General features: G+C 54.5%; 25 protein-coding genes and 3 pseudogenes. 8 read left to right on the top strand and 20 right to left on the bottom strand.

Going from position 1 to position 22270, the window contains the following annotated elements:
* From HPY58_02405 to HPY58_02365, 9 genes are all read right to left on the bottom strand, one after another.
* On the bottom strand, positions 1-1149 hold a 1149-nt coding region (locus HPY58_02405), incomplete at its 3' end, for a type II secretion system F family protein (protein ID NPV28506.1).
* Positions 1150-1240: 91 nt separating this feature from the next.
* A complete protein-coding gene (gene gspE / locus HPY58_02400; protein ID NPV28505.1) occupies positions 1241-2929 on the bottom strand; it encodes a type II secretion system ATPase GspE in 1689 nt (562 codons plus the stop codon).
* A gap of 16 nt (positions 2930-2945) precedes the next feature.
* On the bottom strand, positions 2946-3806 hold the full coding sequence (locus tag HPY58_02395) for a CBS domain-containing protein (protein ID NPV28504.1): 861 nt from the start codon (positions 3804-3806) through the stop codon (positions 2946-2948).
* Positions 3803-4174 carry a hypothetical protein gene (locus HPY58_02390; GenBank protein NPV28503.1) on the bottom strand — a complete coding sequence of 124 codons (372 nt, stop codon included), beginning with the start codon at positions 4172-4174 and terminating at the stop codon, positions 3803-3805. The genes HPY58_02395 and HPY58_02390 overlap by 4 nt, the downstream gene beginning before the upstream one ends.
* A 17-nt stretch (positions 4175-4191) precedes the next feature.
* Positions 4192-5262: a type IV pilus twitching motility protein PilT gene (locus tag HPY58_02385; protein NPV28502.1), complete on the bottom strand. Its 1071-nt coding sequence runs from the start codon at positions 5260-5262 to the stop codon at positions 4192-4194.
* Complete coding sequence (locus HPY58_02380) at positions 5259-6359, bottom strand: 3-dehydroquinate synthase (protein NPV28501.1); 1101 nt, start codon at positions 6357-6359, stop codon at positions 5259-5261. Before HPY58_02380 ends, HPY58_02385 begins: the two co-directional genes overlap by 4 nt.
* Entirely contained in the window at positions 6340-6867 is a 528-nt protein-coding gene (locus HPY58_02375) for a shikimate kinase (protein ID NPV28500.1), read from the bottom strand. Before HPY58_02375 ends, HPY58_02380 begins: the two co-directional genes overlap by 20 nt.
* Positions 6868-6914: 47 nt before the next feature.
* A complete protein-coding gene (gene aroC / locus HPY58_02370) occupies positions 6915-8087 on the bottom strand; it encodes a chorismate synthase (GenBank protein NPV28499.1) in 1173 nt (390 codons plus the stop codon).
* A 29-nt stretch (positions 8088-8116) separates the two neighbouring features.
* A complete protein-coding gene (locus HPY58_02365; protein NPV28498.1) occupies positions 8117-8983 on the bottom strand; it encodes a shikimate dehydrogenase in 867 nt (288 codons plus the stop codon).
* A gap of 93 nt (positions 8984-9076) precedes the next feature.
* On the opposite strand from HPY58_02365, the gene HPY58_02360 reads away from it, so the two are divergent.
* Complete coding sequence (locus HPY58_02360; protein NPV28497.1) at positions 9077-9229, top strand: hypothetical protein; 153 nt, start codon at positions 9077-9079, stop codon at positions 9227-9229.
* A gap of 41 nt (positions 9230-9270) precedes the next feature.
* Here the strand turns inward: HPY58_02360 and HPY58_02355 are convergent, their stop codons facing one another.
* The 6 genes from HPY58_02355 to HPY58_02330 form a co-directional block, all read right to left on the bottom strand.
* Positions 9271-9642 carry a response regulator gene (locus tag HPY58_02355; protein ID NPV28496.1) on the bottom strand — a complete coding sequence of 124 codons (372 nt, stop codon included), beginning with the start codon at positions 9640-9642 and terminating at the stop codon, positions 9271-9273.
* A 128-nt stretch (positions 9643-9770) separates the two neighbouring features.
* Positions 9771-10253, bottom strand: coding sequence for a YqeG family HAD IIIA-type phosphatase (locus tag HPY58_02350; GenBank protein ID NPV28495.1), 483 nt, complete (start codon positions 10251-10253; stop codon positions 9771-9773).
* 19 nt (positions 10254-10272) lie between these two features.
* Entirely contained in the window at positions 10273-11238 is a 966-nt protein-coding gene (locus tag HPY58_02345) for a TIGR01212 family radical SAM protein (GenBank protein ID NPV28494.1), read from the bottom strand.
* A gap of 112 nt (positions 11239-11350) precedes the next feature.
* Positions 11351-11701 carry a sigma-70 family RNA polymerase sigma factor gene (locus HPY58_02340; GenBank protein NPV28493.1) on the bottom strand — a complete coding sequence of 117 codons (351 nt, stop codon included), beginning with the start codon at positions 11699-11701 and terminating at the stop codon, positions 11351-11353.
* Positions 11702-11721: 20 nt separating this feature from the next.
* A complete protein-coding gene (locus tag HPY58_02335; GenBank protein NPV28492.1) occupies positions 11722-13284 on the bottom strand; it encodes a recombinase family protein in 1563 nt (520 codons plus the stop codon).
* Positions 13257-13430 carry a hypothetical protein gene (locus HPY58_02330; protein ID NPV28491.1) on the bottom strand — a complete coding sequence of 58 codons (174 nt, stop codon included), beginning with the start codon at positions 13428-13430 and terminating at the stop codon, positions 13257-13259. Before HPY58_02330 ends, HPY58_02335 begins: the two co-directional genes overlap by 28 nt.
* A gap of 194 nt (positions 13431-13624) precedes the next feature.
* Between HPY58_02330 and HPY58_02325 the strand changes: the two genes are divergently transcribed.
* From HPY58_02325 to HPY58_02305, 5 genes and pseudogenes are all read left to right on the top strand, one after another.
* Entirely contained in the window at positions 13625-13864 is a 240-nt protein-coding gene (locus HPY58_02325; GenBank protein NPV28490.1) for a CopG family transcriptional regulator, read from the top strand.
* The gene (locus HPY58_02320; protein NPV28489.1) at positions 13854-14285 is read left to right on the top strand and encodes a PIN domain-containing protein; all 432 of its coding nucleotides are present in this window, start codon (positions 13854-13856) and stop codon (positions 14283-14285) included. Before HPY58_02325 ends, HPY58_02320 begins: the two co-directional genes overlap by 11 nt.
* A gap of 169 nt (positions 14286-14454) precedes the next feature.
* The gene (locus HPY58_02315; GenBank protein ID NPV28488.1) at positions 14455-14685 is read left to right on the top strand and encodes a hypothetical protein; all 231 of its coding nucleotides are present in this window, start codon (positions 14455-14457) and stop codon (positions 14683-14685) included.
* 46 nt (positions 14686-14731) lie between these two features.
* On the top strand, positions 14732-14998 hold the full coding sequence (locus HPY58_02310) for an AbrB/MazE/SpoVT family DNA-binding domain-containing protein (protein NPV28487.1): 267 nt from the start codon (positions 14732-14734) through the stop codon (positions 14996-14998).
* Positions 14998-15366, top strand: a pseudogene (locus HPY58_02305) (type II toxin-antitoxin system VapC family toxin). Before HPY58_02310 ends, HPY58_02305 begins: the two are co-directional and overlap by 1 nt.
* A gap of 132 nt (positions 15367-15498) precedes the next feature.
* On the opposite strand, the gene HPY58_02300 reads toward HPY58_02305, so the two are convergent.
* The 3 genes from HPY58_02300 to HPY58_02290 form a co-directional block, all read right to left on the bottom strand.
* Complete coding sequence (locus HPY58_02300) at positions 15499-15867, bottom strand: hypothetical protein (GenBank protein NPV28486.1); 369 nt, start codon at positions 15865-15867, stop codon at positions 15499-15501.
* Positions 15868-15882: 15 nt separating this feature from the next.
* Positions 15883-16122 carry a hypothetical protein gene (locus tag HPY58_02295; GenBank protein ID NPV28485.1) on the bottom strand — a complete coding sequence of 80 codons (240 nt, stop codon included), beginning with the start codon at positions 16120-16122 and terminating at the stop codon, positions 15883-15885.
* A gap of 110 nt (positions 16123-16232) precedes the next feature.
* Positions 16233-16517 carry a hypothetical protein gene (locus HPY58_02290; GenBank protein NPV28484.1) on the bottom strand — a complete coding sequence of 95 codons (285 nt, stop codon included), beginning with the start codon at positions 16515-16517 and terminating at the stop codon, positions 16233-16235.
* A 584-nt stretch (positions 16518-17101) separates the two neighbouring features.
* Between HPY58_02290 and HPY58_02285 the strand changes: the two are divergent.
* Both HPY58_02285 and HPY58_02280 read left to right on the top strand, forming a co-directional pair.
* Positions 17102-18280, top strand: a pseudogene (locus HPY58_02285) (transposase family protein).
* Positions 18281-18347: 67 nt separating this feature from the next.
* Positions 18348-18710 carry a hypothetical protein gene (locus HPY58_02280; GenBank protein NPV28483.1) on the top strand — a complete coding sequence of 121 codons (363 nt, stop codon included), beginning with the start codon at positions 18348-18350 and terminating at the stop codon, positions 18708-18710.
* Positions 18711-18904: 194 nt separating this feature from the next.
* On the opposite strand, the gene HPY58_02275 is transcribed toward HPY58_02280, so the two are convergent.
* The gene (locus HPY58_02275; GenBank protein ID NPV28482.1) at positions 18905-19882 is read right to left on the bottom strand and encodes a response regulator; all 978 of its coding nucleotides are present in this window, start codon (positions 19880-19882) and stop codon (positions 18905-18907) included.
* Positions 19883-20068: 186 nt separating this feature from the next.
* Positions 20069-22269, bottom strand: a pseudogene (locus tag HPY58_02270) (histidine kinase).
* Between the last annotated feature and the right edge of the window lies 1 nt (position 22270).

Raw genomic sequence — 22270 nt, 5'->3', positions numbered from 1 at the left:
CCCCAAGCCCACGATGAGGAAAGGCTCGAGGAGTGAAGCCAGCCGCGCGACTGCCGTCTCGACCTCCCTTTCGTAGAAGACCGCGGCGCGCTCGAGCATAGCGTCCAGAGCCCCGGTCTCCTCACCCACCGCAACCATGCGGGTCACCATGGGGGGAAAGACCCCGCTCCGGGCGAAGGGCCCCGCGAGGCCCGCCCCTTCCCGGATGCTCTCGGCCGCCTCCTCCACCGCCCGCGTCACCAGAGTGTTGCCGGTCACGTTCTTCACCACGTCGAGGGCGCGCAGGATAGGCACGCCACCCCGGAAGAGGGTTCCCAGGGTGCGGCAGAAGCGGGCGATAATGATCTTCCGAAAAAGGCTCCCGAAAACCGGCAAGCGCAACAGGAGGCGGTCCCACCATTCCTTCCCGCGGGGCGAGGAAACAACCGCCCGCAGGCCGCCGGCCAGGGCTAAGGCCTGAAGCGGCACGCAGTACCAGTAACGGCGGAAACCCACGCTCATGCCCATCACAAACCTTGTCGGCAAAGGCAGCGGCACGGTAAGTTCTCGCAGCATGGTCATGAAAGTCGGGAGGACGAAGGTTACGAGAACGACCAGAACCGCAACTGCGATCAGCACCACTATTGCAGGATATGTCACAGCAGACTTGATCTTGCCCCGCATCTCGTGCTCCCTTTCGAAGTGGAGGGCGAGGCGCTCAAGCACGCGGTCAAGAACCCCTCCCACTTCTCCCGCCTCCACCATGTTGGTCATCACGGGCGGGAAGATGCGCGGGAAAAACCGGAGCGCCTCCGCCAGGCTCCGCCCCGCCTCGAGGTGCTGGACCACCCCCGCCACCGCCCGGCGCAGGCGCCGGTCCTCGGCCTGCTCGGCCAAAACGGTGAGGGCACTGAGCAGGGGGATCCCGGCCTCCACCAGGGTGGCCAGCTGGCGGCAGAAGACGGCGAGGCTCCCCGACCCCACCCGCTGCCCCAAAAGCGCAGAAAAGTCTACCATCCTCGTCGCGGCCGGTGCAGGGGCAACATCAACTATAAAGTAGTTCTGACTGCGCAGGAGGGCCACAGCCGCGGCCTCGCTCTCGGCCTCGAGCATCCCCCGGACCAGGTTGCCTGCAGAGTCGCGCGCCCGGTACACGAAAGTCCCCGCCATGAGATCTCATCCAAGCTCATAACTGCTGGAATTGTTCTACATGATTCGCCAAGTTTCCCCATTTTCCTGCAAGAAATTAAAAAAATTTGCGTCACTCTTCCGCATAGGTTACCCGTATCACCTCCTGCAAGGCGGTCACCCCCTCCAGGGCCTTGGCGATCCCGTCCTCTTTCAGAGGAACCATTCCCTCCTCCAGGGCGCACCTCCTGATCTCGCCTGCCGGAGCTTTGGCATTGATCAGCGCCCTGATCGACCTGGTGGCAACCAGGACCTCCTGGATGCTCGTTCTCCCCTTGTAGCCGGTGTAACCGCAGGCCGCGCAGCCGCGGCCCCGGAAGACCCTCACAGGCTTGTCTGAGTTCACAAAGGCGTATTCCGGCGTGTCGGGAGAAAGCTCGTAAGCCTCCCGGCAACGGGGGCAGACCACCCGGACCAGCCGCTGGGCCACTACACCGAGGACCGAGGACGCCACGAGAAAGGGCTCGACCCCCATGTCGATCAGGCGCGCGAAGGCGCCCGCGGCGTCGTTCGTGTGCATCGTAGAAAGCACGAGGTGGCCGGTGGTGGCGGCCCTCACGGCGATCGCCGCGGTCTCCGCGTCCCGAATCTCCCCCACCATGATGATGTCCGGGTCCTGGCGCAGGATGGAGCGCAGGCCTGTAGCAAAGGTGAGGCCCGCCTTAGGGTTTATGCCCGTCTGGTTGACACCCGGCAGTGTATACTCTACAGGGTCCTCGATGGTGATGATGTTTTTTTCGGAGGTGTTCAGCTCGTTCAGCACAGCATAAAGTGTGGTGGTCTTCCCGCTTCCCGTTGGGCCGGTGACCAGAATCATGCCGTACGAACTCCTGATCAGGGCGTTGAAGCGGGCGAGATTCTGCGAAGAAAACCCTAACTGGTTCAAATTCAGCAAGGCACTGCTCTTGTCGAGGAGCCTGATCACGATCTTTTCCCCGAAGACGGTGGGCATAGTCGAGACGCGCATGTCGATGTCCCTTTCATCCTGCCTCAGCTGAATGCGGCCGTCCTGTGGAACTCTCTTTTCGGCAATATCGAGGTTTGCCATGATCTTGATCCTCGAAGTAACAAGCGCCTGGACGCGCTTGGGCAGCTGCATGATCTCGCGCAGGGAGCCGTCTATCCTGTACCTCACCCGCACCCCCTGCTCCTGGGGCTCGATGTGGATGTCGCTCGCCTTCTCAGCAATCGCCCTGCTCAGGAGAGAATTGACCAGCCTCACAACCGGGGCCTCCTCAGCCGCGGCCTCTTCGGTGCGCGCGGGCCGTGCTTCCTCCTCGGGCATGCCCATCGCAAGCTCTTGAATGGCCCTGCCCATCTCAGGTGCTGCCAGGCAGCGCTCAAGGGCCTCTTCGATCTCCCGGCGCCGCGCTATCACGGGGTTGATCTCCAGACCCGTGGCAAAGCGCAGGTCGTCGAGGGCGACGACGTTGAGGGGATCGGCGACCGCGACCGTGAGGGTGCTGCCCTCCTTCCTTAAAGGGAGGACCTTGTGACGGCGGATCAGGGATTCAGGCAAACTCCTCACAAGGTCGGGGCTGAGGGGCTTATCTGCGAGGCTCACGCGGGGAATGCCGAGCTGGTACTCCAGGACCTCCAGAATGTCGTCTTCGCTCACGTAACCGAGCCTCACCAGCACCTCGCCGAGGCGCTCCCCGGTCTCGCGCTGCACCTTCAGAGCTTCCTCCAGCTGCGCCGGGGTGATGAGATTGTACTCCACTAGGATATCACCTAGAAGCCTGCGGTGCATTCCTGCAGACATCCAGATCCCCTTCCCTCTAAACCCTTTCTTTCAGCTCCACCTGCCCTGCCACGACAACTCTTTTTTTCTCCTTTTTCGCCCTTGTCGAAGCCAGGCTCGCCATGTTGAGCAGGTCGCGGAAGCTCGCACCGCGCCCCCCGGTTCGGGTGAACCTCCTCCTTCCTCCAGCCACACCGCCGGATATCGTCACTTTGACACCGCCTGGCCACTCCACCTTTTCGAGCGCCTCCACCATCCGGAAGGCAAGCCTCTTCGCTTCTTCCAGAGGCCTCGTGGTAAGGATTACAAACTCGTCCCCGGCGTAGCGGCAGAGATAATCAACATCACCTATCACGCCTTTCAGAATCTGGGCCACTTTCTGCAGCACCTCGTCCCCAAAAACGTGCCCGTGCTCTTTGTTGATCATCCCGAAGTCGTCGAGGTCGAGGAAAATGACCGCGATCTCTCTTCCCTCCTGCAGCAGCTCCCAAGCCTTCCCCTGCAGGAACTCCGCCTTGTTGAGACCTGTCAGGGTGTCCACGTGCTTTGCCAGTTCAGCATAAAGCTGGGACTTCGTCACCACCCCGACCAGTCGGCCCTCCTTTGCCACGACGAGGCGCTCGATCCCATGGGAGTCCAGGAGCTCCTTGGCCTCCCAAAGCGAGCATTCCGGAGGCACCGAAATCACCTTCCTGTTCATGGCATCGGCCACCAGCCTGTTGGGGTGGGAGCGCCTCACATCCCGCGAGGTGATGATTCCGACGAGCTGCTCCCCGTCGACCACGGGAAGACCGCCTACCTTAAACCTGCTCATCAAGGCAGCAGCCTGGTCCACGCTGTCGTCAGGACTAACCGTCACAAGCTCTCCGGTCATGATCTCGCCGACGGTTAATTTCATAGATCCACCGCCCGATTCACCTGGACAACAATGTTGACCTGGGCCTTCACAACAGTATTCTCAGTCGCCAAGCGGGCCCCCTCCTCCAAAACGATGGCCAGCAGCTTCTCCCGCGGGAGGAACTTCAGCAAAGACTTCTTCAAAACTACCGCCTCAAAAATGTCGTGCTCAATGTGAACGATCTCGTACTGCTGGGGCGAGACCGCGTCCACCATCCGCCTCACAGCCTCCGGGCCAATGGGGGCCTTCTTCCCCACCAGCAGCAGGTCCTGCATGGGCGGAACCTCAAACTCGGAAAGCCTGAGCGTCATCTCCGCCCTGCGAACCGGTTCCGCAGGGTGCGAGGGAAAAGACGGTCTGGAATGCATTTTCCTCACCTCTGGATTCAGGTATAGGTATGGAGACCCCTCTGGTAGGTATTGATATCCGGCAGATGGGCCATCATGTCTTCCCTGGTAATGAGACCTGATTCGCAAAGACGGCGCAGGGAACTCTCGAGGGTCTGCATCCCGTACTTCCCTCCCGTCTGGATGGTGGAGATCAGCTGGTGGGTCTTTCCCTCCCGGATCAGATTTTTCACCGCGGGAGTGGCGACCATGAGCTCCAGGGCGAGCACGCGCCCCTTCCCGTCGGCACGGGGAAGCAGCTGCTGGGCGATGACCCCTTGTAAAGTCGCCGCAAGCTGGATGCGAATCTGCTGCTGCTGGTGGGGAGGGAAAACATCGATGATCCGGTCTACGGTCTGGGTGGCATCAACGGTGTGAAGGGTGGAAAGAACCAGGTGCCCGGTCTCGGCAGCAGTAATGGCGGTGGCAATGGTTTCCAGATCCCTCATTTCCCCAACAAGGATCACGTCCGGATCCTGGCGCAGGGCTGCACGGAGGCCGCTGGCGAAGGATGCCGTATCTGCTCCAATTTCCCGCTGGTTCACGATGCTCTTCCGGTGCTGGTGGATGTATTCAATGGGGTCCTCGAGGGTAATGATGTGGCAATGGCGCTCGTTGTTTATCAAATCGATCATGGCAGCAAGAGTTGTCGTTTTTCCGCTCCCCGTTGGTCCGGTCACCAGGATCAATCCCTTCGGGCGCCGCGCCAGGCTTTTAACAACCTCCGGCAAGCCCAGTTCCTCAAAAGTGGGAACCCTTGTGGGGACAACCCGGATTGCAAGGGCGCAGGATCCCCGCTGCCTGTAAGCATTAACGCGGAAGCGGCTCACCCCGGGCAGAGAATAGGCGAGATCGATTTCTCCTTCGCTGATGAAGCGCTTCCACTGCTCCTCGGTTAAAAGGGAGCGCGCAATCTTTTCCGTATCCGGCACGGTGAGCGGGGGGAATTCCAGGGGAACAAGATAGCCGTTGAGGCGAAGGACGGGAGGAATCCCTACAGTCAAATGCAAATCAGAGGCCCCCCGGCGCGCGGTGAGGCGCAGCAGTTCCAGGCCATCCGGCTGACTCACAATCCATCCCTTCCTTTTTCACGGCATTCCTCGAGGGCAGTCCTGATTTCTTCCGGCTCAAGATCCGAAAAGATATCCACCTGACCCAGGCCAAGAGGAAGGACAAAGCGCAGCTTTCCGTGGTATACCTTTTTGTCCCGGGGCAAGATTGCAAGAATTTCCCCGGCGTCAAAAGGAAGGCGCGTCGGCAGCCCTGCCCGCTCTAAAAGGGCGATGAGGCGCTCCCGGTCACCCGGATCCATAACGCCCTTTTTTACCGCCAGGGTTGCCGCAGCAACCATTCCGATGCTCACGGCCTCACCATGCCGGTAGACACGGTAGTCGGTCAGGGTTTCCAGGGCATGCCCTACGGTGTGGCCGAAATTCAAGATAGCCCGCAGCCCCAATTCCCTTTCGTCTTTTTCAACGATCTTCGCCTTGATTGCACATGCCTGCTTGATAATTTCAACCAAAACCTCCTGGTCGCAGGCTAAGACCCGATCCAGATTTTCCTCCAGAAAGTAAAAAAATCCTTCATCCCAAATGACACCGTACTTGATCACCTCTGCCAGCCCCGCCCGCAATTCCCGCAGGGGAAGGGTTCGCAAGGTGGCGACATCGGTGAAAACCAGGAGGGGCTGATAAAAACAGCCGATCATATTTTTTCCCTTCGGGTGGTTGACGGCAACCTTTCCTCCTACCGAACTGTCAACCTGAGCCAGCAAAGTTGTCGGCACCTGAACGAGCGGAATGCCGCGCAAGAATGTAGCTGCCACAAACCCGGCCAGATCCCCGATTACGCCGCCGCCCAGCGCGACCAGGGCGCTCTGCCGCTCAACGCCCCCCTTCAGGGCGCAGGTGTAAAGCAGGGAGGCAGAATCGAGCGATTTGTATTCTTCCCCATCCGGCAGCTCGTGATAGACTACTTCAAAACCGGCTTTCGCAAGGGCATCACGCACCTGCTTTCCGTAGATCCCACCCACGATCTCATTCGTCACCACAAAGATGCGGGGAGAAAGGTGCAGGGGGACCAGATACCGGCCCAGTTCCGGCAGAATAGAAGAGCCTATCAAAATCGGATAGCTGCGCGCCCCCAGGTTAACCTGCAGGGTTCCCATCGTACGTTTCCCCCTTGAACTCCCATCCCTGTTTTTTTAAAAAAGAAATGATGGCCTTGACCACCTGCTCCAAACTGAGATTTGAAGTATCGATTTTAAAATCGTGGTTTTCGTAAAAAGGCGCCCGTGCTTCCAGGAGACTCTCGATCCGGGCAATTAAATCATCTCCCCTTTTTAAAAGAGGCCGCCCTGAGTGGTGGCGAACACGCCGGGCAATCACCGCAGGCTCCGCCTCCAGAAGAATAATGAGACCCTTTCTCCGCAGTCTTTCCATGTTTTCAGGGTCCAAAACAACTCCGCCCCCGGTCGCGATCACACAGCGGCTGCGCTCTGAGACCTTCTGCACCACGAGGCGCTCTTCCGCGCGGAAACGCTTCTCTCCGTACCTCCGGAAAATTTCAGGAATTGGAAGGCCGGTTGCCTCTACAATTTCCCGATCGGTGTCAATAAAATCCAGACCTAAGCGGGCGGCAAGGAGCCTTCCCACCGCCGTTTTTCCCGTCCCCATAAACCCCGTCAAGACAATATTTTCCTTCTTCAAATTTCCATCGCCCCTCAAGCCTGCCTGATGTAGCTCAGGTATTCCTCCCAGCGCGTCCTGACCTCTTCCAGCGTGTCTCCCCCGAACTTCTCCAGAACGGCGGAGGCCAGAACCCACGCCACCACAGCCTCACCCACCACCGCGGCGGCAGGCACCACACAAACATCGCTCCGCTCGAAGGCAGCCTCCACCGGCTTTTTTGTCAAAAGGTCCACGCTCGGGAGCGGGGTGCGCAGAGTGGGAACCGGCTTTACCGCCGCACGCAAAACCAGCGGCGCTCCGTTGGTCATCCCCCCCTCGAGCCCCCCGGCATGGTTGGTGGGGCGGTAAAAACCTTCTTCCGGGGTGTAGCAGATGGCATCGTGGTAGGCAGATCCGGGAAGCGCGGCGCCCCGGAAGCCCAGGCCGACCTCCACCCCCTTCACCGAAGGAATACTCATCAAAGCCGCCGCAAGCCGGGCATCGAGGCGGCGGTCCCAGTGGACGTGGCTCCCCAGGCCAGGGGGAAGGCCGAGGCAAATGATCTCGAAGACCCCGCCAAGCGTGTCCCCCTTTTCCCCTGCCTGCTCAATCGCCTCGATCATTTTTCCGGCAGCCGCCTGATCGGCACAGGCAACGGGATTTTCTGCGGCACGCGCCGCGGCCTCAAGGCAGTCAGGCCCCAGAGAATCAACGGCAACGGACCCGATCTGAACAACGTGGCCGACAAGTGAGCAGCCCAGGTTCTCCAGAAAAAGGCGGGCAACGGCTCCGGCGGCAACCCGGGCCGCGGTTTCCCTGGCGCTGGCCCTCTCCAGAATATTACGCAAATCCTCCTGCCGGTACTTGAGGCCTCCTGCCAGATCGGCATGGCCGGGCCGCGGCCGCGTCAGCCTTCTCTCCTCTTCCTTTTCCGGCACAATCTCCGCAGGATCGGGAGACATGACATCCCGCCAGTTCACCCAGTCCAGATTCCTTACCATGAGAGCAATGGGGCTCCCCAGGCTGAGGCCCTTCCTTACTCCGGCAAGAATCTCTACCTGATCCCGCTCAATTCTCATGCGCGCTCCCCGCCCGAAAGAAAACTGGCGGCGCCTCAGCTGGACATCAATCGCGCCTTTGTCTACCGGGACCCCCGCGGGCAATCCCTCAATGATCGCCACCAGGGCGGGGCCGTGTGATTCTCCGGCCGTCAACAAACGCAGCATCCCCGCACTTCTCCATTCCTTTCGAATTCTCAAGCGGAATTCCGCAGACTTTCCTCCACAACAGCCCGCATGATCGCCACAGGCGCCTGCAGCCCTGTCCAGATTTCAAAGGCAAGGGCGCCTTGATGCACCAGCATTCCAATTCCGCCCACGACACGGCAGCCCCGCGCCGCAGCCTCTTTTAGCAAGCGCGTCCTGGGGGGATTGTAAACAAGATCGCAGACAACCAGGCCGGGCCGCAGCAGGCACGGATCCACGAGGGGAGCCTCGTCGTGGTGGGGGTACATCCCAACGGGGGAGGCGTGCACCAGCAGATCGGCGCGGGCAAGCGCCGCCGAAAGGAGATCCTCCCTCAGGGCACCCGCCTCCACATCACACCCCGTTGCCCGGTGCAGGTCCCCCGCGAGCGCCTGCGCCCGCTCCGGATTCCTGTTGAAAATCCGCAGCGTCCTGGCGCCCTCCAGGGCAAGGGCAAAGGCCACCGCGCGCGCCCCTCCTCCGGCCCCCAGCACGACAACGTGCTTGCCCTCAGGCGCAAAATCTGCCTCCGCCCTGAGAGAGAGAAGAAATCCGGCTCCATCTGTATTATATCCGATTAACCGCCCGTTCTGATTCAGGATCGTATTAACCGCGCCAATCAGCCTGGCCTCCCTGTCGACCTCATCCAGGTATGAAATTACCTGTTCTTTATGGGGAATGGTAACGTTGACACCTCCCAATCCCAGGGCGCGAATGGCAGCAACGGCCGTCTGGAGGTCCTCCTTCCTTACCCGAAAGGGGACATAGCAGCAAGGAAGGCCATGGAAGGCAAAGGCCTTGTTCTGCATGACCGGAGAAAGGGAATGCAGAACGGGATCCCCGAATAAAGCAAAAACCTTCGTCTGCCCGGTAATCATGCCCTGGTTCAAACCTCCGTCAGGTGAATTACATAAAAAAAGTGCAGAGCGGCCATAATGAATTTAAGAAGTTCAATTCAAGGAGGTCAGAAAATGCCCCATAACCTGAGTGAACTCGATATCGCCAGTCTCACCGAGGAGGAACTGGCGAAACTGCAGGAGGCGGAAAGATTTATCAACCGCAACAAAGGTGGAGCCCGGAAAGAAGAAGTTTACCTCGTTGCTGTCACAAGACCGGGGCGGTAAAAAACCGCCTTGCTTCATTTTAACCAGAAACAGCCGGGCGGCTACGCCAGAACCGCAACCAGTTCCTGGATCCGTGCCGCAAGCTCCTCCAGATTGAGCGGTTTTGTCAGGTGCAGCGCTGCTCCAGCCGCTTTGGCTTCCCGGGCCACCTCGGGGGCCTGATCACCTGAATAACTGATTACTACGATCTCAGGCCACCGTTCCTTAATAACGCGGGTTACACTGATTCCATCCAAAACCGGCATCCGCACATCCATGACGATGACCTGAGGCCGTTTTGATTTTGCCATTTCAATTGCTTCAAGGCCGTTCTTTGCTTCCCCCACAACCTGGAGGCGAGGACAGGTCCTCAGGTACTCAACAAGGAGCTTTCTCAATGCAGGGTAATCATCCACAACAAGCACCGATATCATTTTTTCACTCCCACCTAATAATAAAAATTATGAGTTTTGATAAATTCCGGAAAATTCAATACATACACTGCAAAATTTTATCAAATACGGGTGTAAAACTTTGTCAGAACGCGTCGATTCCGGCGTTTTTATTTTAAAATGAGCCTCTCGAGAAGACGCATCAAACGGGTTCCAAAAAATTCCCGCCTGCTGATGGGAGCTACCAGGATCGTGTAAAGACCTGCCCTGTTTCCTCCAAGAACATCCGTGAAAATTTGATCCCCGATCACAGCAGTTTCCTCGGCCCGTGTTCCCATAATTTCTAAAGCGTGCCGGAAACTCCGCCGCCGGGGTTTCTGGGCCCGGGCGACAAAAGGAAAGCCCAGCCGCTGAGCCACCTCCTGGACGCGCCGGGTAGAATTATTGGAAACAAAACAGACCCGAAAGCCCAGGTTCTTCGCCCTTTCCAGCCATGCTACGGTTTCTTGAGAAAGAACAGGATTCCGCCACTCGGTAAGGGTGTTGTCAAGATCGATGATCATGCCGCGGATCCCCGCCCGGAGGAGATCCTCCAGGGGGATTTCCAGCACAGAGCGATAAATCCGGTTGGGGCGAAGCAAGTTCAAGTTCATCTCCGTTCCTGCCTTTAAACTATTCTCGCGCTTGCTGCGGCAACCCTTCTTGCAGTGCAATACCCGGTTCTTCTTTCATCTGTCGCCACTTAGAGCCCTGCCGGCTCCCCCGCAGCTCCAGTTCCTTCTCAATCGCGCTGAGCACCTGGGCCTTCCCCACCCCCCAGTGGGGAGCCAGGAGATACCTGCTCTCCAGAACCTCACCTACAAGCCTGTGGATGACAAGATCCGGGCGGAGCAGTTCTAAAAAATCGCACACCAAAGAGAGGTACTCCTCAAAACCTAAGGTTTGGACGCGGCCCTCCCGGTACATTTCGGCTAAAGGGGTGTTTTCAATTACCTGCAGGTGGTGGATTTTAACTCCCTGAATCGGCTGGGAACTCAAAAACAATGCGGTTTCCAGCATGTCTTCTCTCGTTTCGCCGGGCAGCCCCAGGATTACGTGGGCACAAAGAAAAAGCCCCCTTCCCTGGCTGCGGGCAACCGCGTCCTCAAAGTCAGCTCTGGTATGGCCCCGGTTGAGCAGCAAGAGGGTCCGGTCATGGGCCGACTGCAACCCATACTCCACCCAAACGTGCCACCTGGCCGCGTATTCCGCCAGTAAATCCAGCACCGCGTCCGGGACGCAATCCGGCCTCGTCCCGATGCACATTCCAATCACATCGGGATCTGCAAGGGCGCTGTCGTAAATCAACCTTAATTTTTCAACAGGAGCATAGGTGTTGGTGTAGGGCTGGAAGTAGACCAGGAACCTGCACCCTTCTTTCCTTTTAACAGCCGCCTTCCCTGCTGCAATTTGGGCCCGCAGAGAAGCGGCGGGATCGCCGAGCGCGGGGCTGAAGCTCGGGTTCCAGCAAAAAATGCACCCCTTATCACTGATGGTGCCATTCCGGTTCGGACAGGTGAATCCGGCGTAGACCGGAAGTTTGTAAACGCGGAACCCGAAGCGCTCCCGGAAAAAACGGCTCAGGGAGTAATAGCGCATATCAGGCGGCGCCTCCAAAGTGATTACGGTTTCTTCCCGGCAACATATGTTTCCCGATCAACTTAACACATTTCCTTAAATTTTACAAGAGTTTGAAAATTTTACGCCGGATTCAGCTTTCTGCTGAAAGTTCTTTAAGCAGCTTTTTAATTGCTCTTTTCTCAATTCGGGAAACATAGCTCCGGGAAATTCCGAGCATGCGTGCAATCTCCCGCTGCGTTTTTCGCAAGCCCCCAAAAAGGCCGTACCTGAGCTCCAAAACCTTGCGCTCCCTTTTGTGCAGCTTCTTGACTTTTTCCAGCAGGCGCCGTTCCTCAAAAAAATTTTCAACCACTTCCGAGACTGCTTCGGGCCCCGTTCCTAAAATATCCATCAGAGTAATCTCGTTCCCCTCTTTATCCGTTCCGATGGGATCGTAGAGGGAAACCTCCCCCCTGGACTTTTTCGCGGCCCTCAGAAACATTAAGATCTCAATCTCAAAGACTATACCTTGCGGGAAACATTGGTAATACTCTCAACAGCTTCCTCCAGTTGAAGAATAACCGTTACCGCAACCCCCTCCATGCTCTTGGCTGCGCGACCCGGCTTCGGCCTTCCCGTGATCACAATCTGGCGAATCAGGGCGCGAACCAGGCCCCGTTTTTCCTCAAAACTCATCTCATCCAACCGGTCCAGGACCCCCTTTGCCAGGGTCCTAAGCTCGTCCATCCTAACGGCTGCGCTTTCCGTGCTGCGCAGAACATGCTCCAGCTCCTTTTTCCTCGCCTCGAGCCTTTCTCTCTTTTCCTTTAAATCCGCCAGCTTCGCCTTCATTTTCACGTCGAGTTCAAAGAGCCCCGAGGCCAGGGCGTCCAGGACGGCCTCCCGGCCCCTTTCCACCTCAAGCAGCCGCTTTTCGATGCGCCTGTGTTCCTGGCGAAGTTCATCAGCACGCGGCGCGCTCGTCGCAGCCTCCCGGGCAACCGTGTCCGGATCGCAAAAGACCGCTTTCACCTGACCCCAAACGATCTTTTCCAGTTCGTCGGCCCTTATTGCTTTAGGCGGGCGACACCCCTGGTTCCGGGATACGCACCTTGCCCGGCGGCATGTATACCTGCGTTCAGCAACCCCCCACCACCTGATGTACGCTCCCCCCATCGTGTTTCCGCAGTCTGCACAGGTGAGCAGGCCGGAAAGGAGGTATTTCCGCCTTCCCTGCTTCGTCCAGAGCCTTCGGATCTCCCGGAGCTTCTCCTGGGCCTTTTCCCAGGTTACGGGGTCCACGATCGGAGGGACGGGGATCGTAATCACCTCCCTGGGAGGCCGGAGGGTTCGGGTGTGCCAGTCGATCTTTCCGTATTTCCACTCGCCTTTGAAGACGGGATTGACCAGGATCTGCCGGACGACCTGCCGGTGCCAGTACCCGGTGCGCTTTCTTGTGGGTATTTCCAAATCGTTCAACCGGTTCGTGACGCCTGCAATTCCGATGTCCTCATTCGCGAACCATTTGAAAATGTTTCGGACAACAGCAGCCTCGTCTTCGTTAATACTCACTTTCCCCGTTTCGGGGTCGTATTGATACCCGTAGACAGTAAAGCCGACCGGCATCCCGCCCTGCCGCGCCTTCTGAAGCTTCCCCCGCATCATTCGTTCCCGGATCTTCTCCCGCTCGTATTCTGCGATTGCCCCTTTTATAGAGTAAAAGAGCCTGCCCTCCGGGGTGTTCTTCCACTCAAAGTCGAGAAACTCCAACCTGAGTCCGGCCTTTTCAAACTCCTCCGTCAGCAGCAGCTGGTGGGCCAGTTTCCTCGCCAACCGATCCGGGTCCCGCAAAACCAAAAGGTCAAGGCGGCCGTCCCTGATCCATTCCCGCATCTCCGTAAGTTTGGGCCTGTCCAGGGTGGCTCCGGAATAACCCAGATCGGCAAAAACGTAAACCTCGACGGGTTCTTCCGGTAAAGCAATTTCGTGTATTCGCCTTCTCCCGGCTTCCTCCTGCTCCGCAGCGCTGTACCCGTGCAGTGCCTGCTCTTCTGTGCTTACTCTGATATAGATTCCTGCGCGCATTTTTCCCTCCGTTCCTTTTCCTCCAGCACTTTTTTCGCCAGCAGCTGCAGAGCGCGCTTGAGGCCGTCTCCTCCTCCCAGGACAACCCGAACCATCGGTTTTTCGCTTGCATCCGCCTTTTTCTCCAGTTTCCTGACCTTCGGCATGAAGGAATCATCTCCTTTCGCCAAAATTCTACGTGAGACACGGATTGTCCTATTAATACCGGAAGGAAATACCAGAATCTGTAGGTGGTGAATTCGGCATCACCCTATAGTGGCTTGACGCGATCCGCGTATGCTGGAGGACTTGACTTATCACGCAACCAAGTGATACACTTATTTACGTGGAGGTGAAGGATGTGGAGTACCAGAATGTTACCCTTTCGCTACCCAAGGAAGTGCTGCGCCGGGCAAAACATATCGCTATTGAGCGGGGTACCTCGCTCTCCGGTCTTCTCACCCAGTTGCTCGTGGACCTCACGCGCAGGGAAGACGAGTACCGCAGGGCAAAGGAGTGCCACCTGGCCATGCTGGACGAGTTTGACCTGGCGACGAAGGGAAACATCACGTGGACCAGGAGCGATCTCTATGACCGGTGAAAACGGCGGCCGGCAGTTTGTGGATACCAGCGTGCTGGTTTATGCCCACGATACCTCGGCCGGGGAAAAGCACACCCGGGCTAAGGCTCTGGTCGCAGAACTCTGGCAATCGGGCAACGGCTGCCTCAGCGTGCAGGTATTGCAGGAGTTCTACGTGACGGTAACCCAAAAGGTCCGCAAGCCGCTTCCGCCGGAAACGGCAGCACGGATCATTGAGTATCTTTCGCACTGGCGCGTGCACACGCCGGATGCCGGTGACGTGCTGGAGGCCATCAGGATTCAACAGAGGTACGCCATATCCTTTTGGGACGCGATGATTATTCGCAGCGCCGAGGCGCTGGGCAGCAAAGTAATCTGGTCCGAAGACCTGAACCCCGGGCAGTATTATGGCGAGGTGAAGGCCGTAAATCCCTTTTCTTGATGATGCTGGCCGCGTGTTGCGGTTGCACATACCTCTCATTCTCTGTCTGGTCACCAGCAGCATCTTCGCGAAAACAGCTTGCGGACTCAGATGCAACGTACTATTCCGGGCTGCCGGCCGGTAGCAGGCCCGGACGGCTCCCCTTCCGTTACCCTTTCCGCAACTTCGGTTGGGTCAGAGCCATCCTGTTTATCGCTTCCATGAAGGCTTCCGGCTCCGTCCCTCTCTCCCTGCCACGCAGGTCCTGGAAAGAGGACGGTATTTTCTTACCCTGGGCCTTGTCCTCCTGCGTGATCGCGGCCAGCGCGGTGTCGCACCAAGCGACAGCCATCCGGGCGAAACGGCGGCCGAATTCCAGGGTAAAGACCAGTCCAAACCCCGTTCAGGCAACTACCCTTGACAGGAACTGATGTAAGGCTTATCCTTAGACGTAAGGAGGTATTTAAATGTTAAGAGCAAGGTTAACAAGTAAGGGGCAGGTGACGATACCCGTAGCCGTCCGCCGTAAGCTTAACTTACAACCGGGAGACGAGCTCGTGTTCGATCTCAGCCCGGACGGAGAGGTTAAGGTCAGGGCCCTGAAGCGCAAACGCTTAACCGAACTCTACGCTTCTCTGCCTGCTAAGAGACCCTACCCCGGCAAGACGGAAGTTCGCGAAGAGGTAGCCACCGGGCTGGCCCGGCAGATACTGGGTAAAGGGAAAGAAAGGTAATGGTTTATTTTTGGGTTGATGCCAACGTTGTCTTGCGCTTTCTCACCGGCGACCCACCGGAAATGGCTGCTAAAGCCCTGGAGCTAATGAGCCGTGCTGAAAAAGGAGATATCGGCCTGCGGGTATCTCATCTGGTAGTAGCCGAAATCGTCTGGGTACTTTCTTCTTTTTACAGGTATGCCAAAAGCCAGATCGCCGAAACCCTGATCTCCTTTCTCAGCGCCGACGGTATTTTCGCTGAAAACCCCGCTTTGCTTATCCAGGCCCTGCAAGATATGGCGAAAAAAAGCGTCGACTTCGCAGATGCCTACCTTGCTGCGCTTGCCCGGACACGCGAGGAAAGCATCTGCTCCTTTGACAATGATTTTTCGCCGCCACCATCCACACGCCCGCAGCGAGCACCGCCGCATACCCCGCTTCCAGGAGCAGGCTAAGGCTGTAGGCTTGCGGCTGCTATTCTGTTCCACTCCCTTGTTTGCGTTTCCCACGCTTGTCTGGAGCTATTCCAAGATAAGGCGAGTCAGTTGTGGAAACAGTCCATCCGCTTGGTAGGCTTGCATTATCGCCTCCAGCAAATGGGCATACTGTGGGAAACGCCGCGTAAACTCTTGAACAAACTTTTCGCGCCCGTTCTCCTCGTCGGGTAGGTTGTTGATGACCCATTCCTCGAAGAAATGTTGCATTTCTTCGATGTCTTTGCCCCGGAAACCAGAGATCAAAGCCAACAGCGAAAACGAGCGAAAGTCGGGATCAACCAGTTCAGCAACTCTGGCAATGGCATCCACGAGGAGCCGCTGGCGAATTTCCGTCTCTCGAATCCGCTCCTCAAGCTTACGAATCCGCTCCTCAAAGCCCTGATGTTTGTCCAAGATGCTACCCGCCTCTCAGAGGAGAACCCACTCCACAAATAGTCGGATGTAGTAACCTACAGCCTTTCCCGTGGAGTAAGGAACGCCGATCCCGTTGAGACCACCTGTGATTTGATCTTCAATAGCTTTCAGCGGAACATCTGCCCAGGTCAGCAGCTTATCCACTATATCGGCGATCTTGCCGGCATATTTTCTAATCGTGCTCGCTACGCTCGACGAGCCGTAGGTTTCAACGAACCTGAGGAGGCTATCCAACGAATGGGAGCGGAGCATCATTTGAAAGCGTCCTCAGGGCCGCCTTGATCACCGCAGACTGGTACTTTGGGCTTCTATCTGACCATCCTATCCTGGCGCAGGTTTGAACATTAACCCCTTTTCCTTGATTTTTTGTTGAACAGCTTTAAAAGAGGCATCCCAGGTGCGTCTTTGCTTAGAGCTTCGAAAATCCGTTCCAAGTCTTCTTCGCCTCTGGTTGGCACAAGACACTTGAAGACCTCTACTAAGCATTCGCGGGCCAGTTTAGGTTGGGCCCAAAGCCTGTCATGGTTATCGGGTATCCAGCGCTTGAACTGCTTGAACCCCTCATATTCTTCTTCACTGAACTCGCTAAGAACGCGGTCCAAGTTAGGAGTACCGCCAGAAGCGCCCATACTACAATACTCCCCATTGAATGATCCATTTGATGCCGAGGGCGATCCAGTGAGACGTAGTGTGAGCGAAACCGAGATTCCAGCGCAAGAAGTTATATGTCTGGTCGTAGATGGTCTGATACGCTAGCTCCTCCCACGTAAGCAACCTCTCTAAGGAAACCGGCAATCTTACCTGCGTTGTTTTTGAGCACAGTGAGGTAGCGGCTGTAACCGCCTCAACATTTTTTAATATTCGTAGTAAATTTCTTTGCTGTAGTCAGCATTTACCTGTGTAGGTGGTTTTACGATTGGAGCATAATACGAACCTACCGCTTTACATCTCCAATATCCCCAAGATGCCCCATAAATTCCCGTTGCCGTTCGCGCACTTCTAGAGTTTTATGTGGTTGTTGTCGGCACTTCAGCTCTTTGATCCAACTCCCCCGAGGTAGCGTAAAATCAATTAAAAGGAAAAACCACAAAAAAGGGCGTACCCTCATATATAGACAATTCCCAAAACAACCGCGATCACTCAGTTAAAATCTTACCAAGAGGGAAATGGCTCACTCACGGATAAATCTTGACCTGGGGGATGAGTTTTGAGAATGTCACTTCAAAGCCGCCGTGAGTATTTAGCCATTGCCCAAAGACGTTACCGGGGCGCAAAAACCAAAAACGAGAGGTCGCGGATCATCGATGAAGTGGTGGAAAACCTGAGTTACCACCGGAAGTACGCCATTCAGGTGCTGAATCACCCACTGCCCGAAAGAAAGCAGAAGATCCGCAGAGCAAGAAAGCCTAAATACCTGGAAGCCTTGCCTGTCATCCAGGTTGTCTGGGAGGCACTGGACTACCCTTGCGCGGAGCGGCTGCATCCCGTACTCCTTTCTACAGCCGAGAGCCTAGCACGTCACGGAGAGATTGTTCTTACTCCTCTGATCAAGGACCAGCTTTCTGAAATCAGTCGTTCCACCCTAGCCCGACTCCTTGCCAGGTGGCAATCTCCCAAGAGGAGGCTGGTAGGGTCCAGGAACAGGTCTCTTTCCGGGCTGCGGGTTGAAGTCCCGGTTAGGAGCTATGCCTGGGATGAGGAACGGCCGGGAGCGTTGCAAGTGGACCTGGTGGAGCACAATGGTGGTTCCTCTTTGGGCCAGTTCGCTTATACCATTACCGTGCTTGATATCGTCAGCGGCTACAGCCGCCGCAGGGCCGTTTTGGGACGGGGCCAGGCAGGGATCTCCAGGGAACTGGCTGGAATCCTTCGGGAATGGCCATTTTGGCCCTGGGGGCTGCATACAGACAACGGCAGTGAATTTCTCAATCACCACCTGGTCAGGTTCTGCCGGGAAAATGGGCTTGAGTTTACCCGAAGCCGACCCTATCGGAAGAATGACAATGCCCATGTGGAGCAAAAGAACCGCCAATTTGTGCGGGAAATCGTCGGGTACGAACGATAGATTCCCCCGAGGCTGTTGCATGGTTAAACGCCCTCTACGGGCTTCTGGCAAGCTTTTGTGAACCTCTTTCTCCCCATGAGGAAGGTGATTGCCAAAGAAAGGCGGGGTGGACGGATTATAAAACGCTACGATGTCGCCCGCACTCCCTTCCAGCGCCTGATAGAGACCGGAGTTCTGGAACCTAATGTTCAGGCCTTTCTGGAACACCAATTCAAGGCTATAAATCCCTTAGCACTCCACAGACAGATTGAAGAGCTTCTGGTCAAGGGGCCTGATGAGTTCATGGTTCCGGAAAACGAAATTCATAGCTGTGAGATAACAAATTAGTTAATCTTGTTGGGTTAGATCTTTAAATGAGTGAGCTAGTGATCCCTGGGTAAGATTTTTTCATGGGTTGACACGGGCCAACGAGAAATGGGGGCAGGAAATTCTCATCAACCGATATCTGGCTCTCTATATCAGGCAGTTCATCAAACATGCCCTCGAAGAAGCAATAAAGCAGGAACTAACCAAATTTCTGGGTTACGAGCAGTACCAGAGGGGAAATGGCAAAAGGGATAACAACCGCAACGGATATTACGAAAGGGATCTCCTCACCCGGTTTGGCTTGATTGAAGATATTCAAGTGGCAAGAGACCGTAACGGCGAATTTGAATCGAAGGTTCTTCCTCGCTACAGGCGGAGAGAAGAAAAAATCGAGAATTTAAAAGACGGACAAGGCAGATGGACAGCCTCCCTAATGAGGACTGCTGCCTGAGGTGTATTTTTGCAATATCACAGAATCTGAATCAAACCTGGTCGAAAAGAGGATTGATGGGTTCTTGAAAATGCAGCAGAAAGCGGTTGCCTAAAAATCCATTCGTTGAGGGTTGCCCTAAACAGAAATTAAATTTTACACAAAAGTATTGACACTACCTTGAACAACAAAAGAATGCTTGTGAAATTAGCAAGCTACTCTTCTTTGGCAGTGGCAGCTTCTGTACAGCACAGCTGGTTCCGCAAAAGTTCCGTGATAACATCTACATCAAGATCAGGCGCCCCCTGCCGTCCATAATAACGAACGAACCGCGTCAGAAGTTTACCTGCAAAGGGGCTATCCAGCGACGCTACTCTCTCCATTTGAGTCAGCTGTTCATATGGTACCGAAACCAGTTGTTGAAAATCAACAATAAGATGAGGTAGTTTAATAGCCCCAGGTAAAAACATGTAACGTTCTGACTGCCCGTCTGCAAGCAATTTGCGAAATTCATTATCAACGTCTTTAGACGGGTCAGGCAATCTGTCTAACCATTTTCTATATTCCTTACTGTCCTCTAGCGGCCTGCAAAAAGCCAGCAAAATCCTTTCCGCTTTGTCCTGCCAGATATCACAGGTTGGGGTAAGCAGCACCCAGTACCCATCCTGCCCATCAACGCTGCCACGATAAAGGTCACCAGCAAGGGGCTTATTAACCACTGGGGGCATTATATAATACTTTACAGGATGAACTTTTTCTCCAGTTTTCTCTGGAGATCCACCAAGGTCCTGAATCAGTTCACAGACACCTGATTCAGAAAGGGATAAAGCAAGGCGTCTTGCAAGTAAATAAGCAAGCGTGGTGGGATCAGACCTGTCAGCAAGTTCCTCCCAGTGTACACTTACAAAATCCCACATATATTCCCGCTGAACCTTTTTCAGATGTCTGACAAGTGCTCTATTTATAGAGGGGAGACGAGTGTTGAGGGTTTCTCGTATTACTTCTAACAAGCATTCCAACCCCTGAGTCTTTTCAACAACACGAATCACTTGGTTTTCGAGATCGCGCACAAGATGGGGCACGGCAGTGTAAAAAATAACCGGAATAAAACATCTTTCCTTTATGGATTGGAGTGTCTCAATACCTATCCGCTCTTCCGTATGACCTTCACCATAATCAAGTCTGACATCCATATCAGCAAGTCAAAACGGTGCTTCTCGATGGTTTCCAAAGCTTGGTGAAATTTGTTTAATGTTGTGACATTTAACCTGTCACCCGAGTCCAAAACATTCTGATCCTCCAGTAAATCCTTTACTTCTTGACAAAAATGATGATCATCATCAACAAGCAGTATCCGCCAAGTAATTTGAGAGCTCATACTAAACCCTCCTGCGCAGAATTATCCTGAAAGTTGCACCAGGTAGAGGCCCGCCCTCAACAAGTTCTAATGCTCCGTCATAATACTCACTCACAATTTCCCCAGCGATAGCCAGACCCAACCCGATACCATCAGGCTTGGTTGAGAAATACGGGTCAAATATTCGTTCTCTTACCTCAGGATCAACACCCGGACCACTGTCAGAAAACAGTATCTGTACCTCTCCCGTCAATTCCCTTGAAACAACAACCGATATTCTACGTTGCTGTTTCGGTACCTGAAGCAACCAGTACAGGCTGTTCTGTAACAGATTGATGATCACTTCCTGAATTTCCGCCTGGTCTACAGTAACCCACGTATCGGTTTGCGGAAGATCAACCTGAACATTCGCTCTTTTTATATCAGAGCTTAAAAGATCAAAAGCATCAGCAATAACCTGCTCCAGACGAACGCTTTTAGGCCTTCCCCTTTTCCTGCCCCCAAAGGGTTCTATTCGACGAAATACAGTTGCCAGAGCCCCGGATTGAGTTCTTATTACCTCAAAACGATTCCGTAACTTTTCTACAGGTATTTTGCTCTCATTTTCTGCGCGATTAATGTCACGTAATCCCAGATAAGCCTCGTTATCTATTTTTGCAACAGGTGTACGCCCTTCGTGTAGAACAGTATCTATCAACTGCCCCAGCGTTGCAAGTCGGCGGTATCGTGATAAAACTTCCTGAACTTCTCTAACCCGATCCGCCAGATCTTTTTGTTTACTGGCCACCATCTGCATAAGATAAGTATCCTCTGGGTGTTGCTTCTTCAATAAATCATGTAAATCCTTAAGATCGAAACCTGCAAACAGGCCACCGGCCCTGGATCTTTCTTTCGATTTACGTGGACGTTGCTGATAACGTCTTATTTCAAGTTCTTTCAATACATGTATAATAAGTTCGCGCAGATCACTCAGAGCCTGATTTTCGATAAGTCCCTCACGGTTACTCTGATCGCGAAGATTGGGATTTCTATCCGCAGAAATTAAACATAACCAATTACTTGGTTGTTGGCCAACCGTAAAGTGGGATTCAGCCTGCTGCGCAAGTCAAGGCGAAGCCAGTCATTATGTGGTTCACCGTATGGTAAAACTCTGAATCCATCACGGTAAATACTTATTCCTGCCATGTAATCCAGAGTCTCTCTAATGTCCTGTATGGTCAAATTGTGCTGTTTTGCAAGCTCATCCAGTGACCTTTCCTCACGATCCCAGACACGTATTTCCAGACGGAAAGGCCCACATTCTGGCTTTCTACCATCAGTTAGAATAAATATACCGCTTATTTCTTCCGGATCATCTTTCCCCCGTAACCTGATCATGAGGTTAAAATATCCATCTTCACAAATATCGCCCGCTATCATGTAATGAGGCGTTTTTATAATTTCCGGTGGTTCAATCACTTCAGAAAAATTTTCAAAAGGCTCGGGAAATTCAAGACGGATTTGAAACTCATCATTTGCAGTTACCTCGTCACGACCAAAAAACGGTGAAACAAGTCTTGACAATCCTCTCCGTAGATCTTCGATCTGATCTTTTCCCCATGCAGAACGCAGACCTTTCATTCTAAGGATGGTTCCATGAGTTAGTTGCTCTACTGGTGGAAGAATATCATCTTTTTCATAAAGCATCTCTATCGTTCCACCAGGATTTATTTCTACTGGTTTTCTTTCTTCCCACAGAACCTCAACTTCATCCAGGTACTTTTCTTCATCCTCAAACTGCCTCCAGTCGAGTAGAACTGTTATCTCCTGCTCACTATTTTCAAGGCGTGTTACAATTTCAAGAGTGCTGGCAAGGCGCGAGGTTGCAAATCGGCCAATACCTTTTTCCCCCAGTACACGACGAAAACGTCGTTTACTATGTGCCCTTCGTCTCCTGAAAATTGTAGCTGGTTCCATCCAGGCTTCTCTGATTGTTTTAAGAGACATACCGTGACCATTATCTATGATCTCTATGCTTCCCTGGCCAGCTTCCAGAGGACCTTGAAAGCGAACTAGAACCCTGGTGGCATCTGCATCATATGAATTTTTGACCAGCTCAATGACAGCGACCACATTACTGCTAATCATTTCCTGTCCCAGAATCTGAAGAATTCGTGCCCTGGGACGGAATACTGCTTTGCTGGAATGATATTCCTCTGTTCTCCCAATATCTGTTTTTTTCATA

The organism is Bacillota bacterium (assembly GCA_013177945.1).
Lineage (GTDB): Bacteria > Bacillota > DSM-12270 > Thermacetogeniales > Thermacetogeniaceae > Ch130.
The sequence above is the reverse complement of the archived record's forward strand: the minus strand, read 5'-3'. Positions and strand labels throughout refer to the sequence as shown.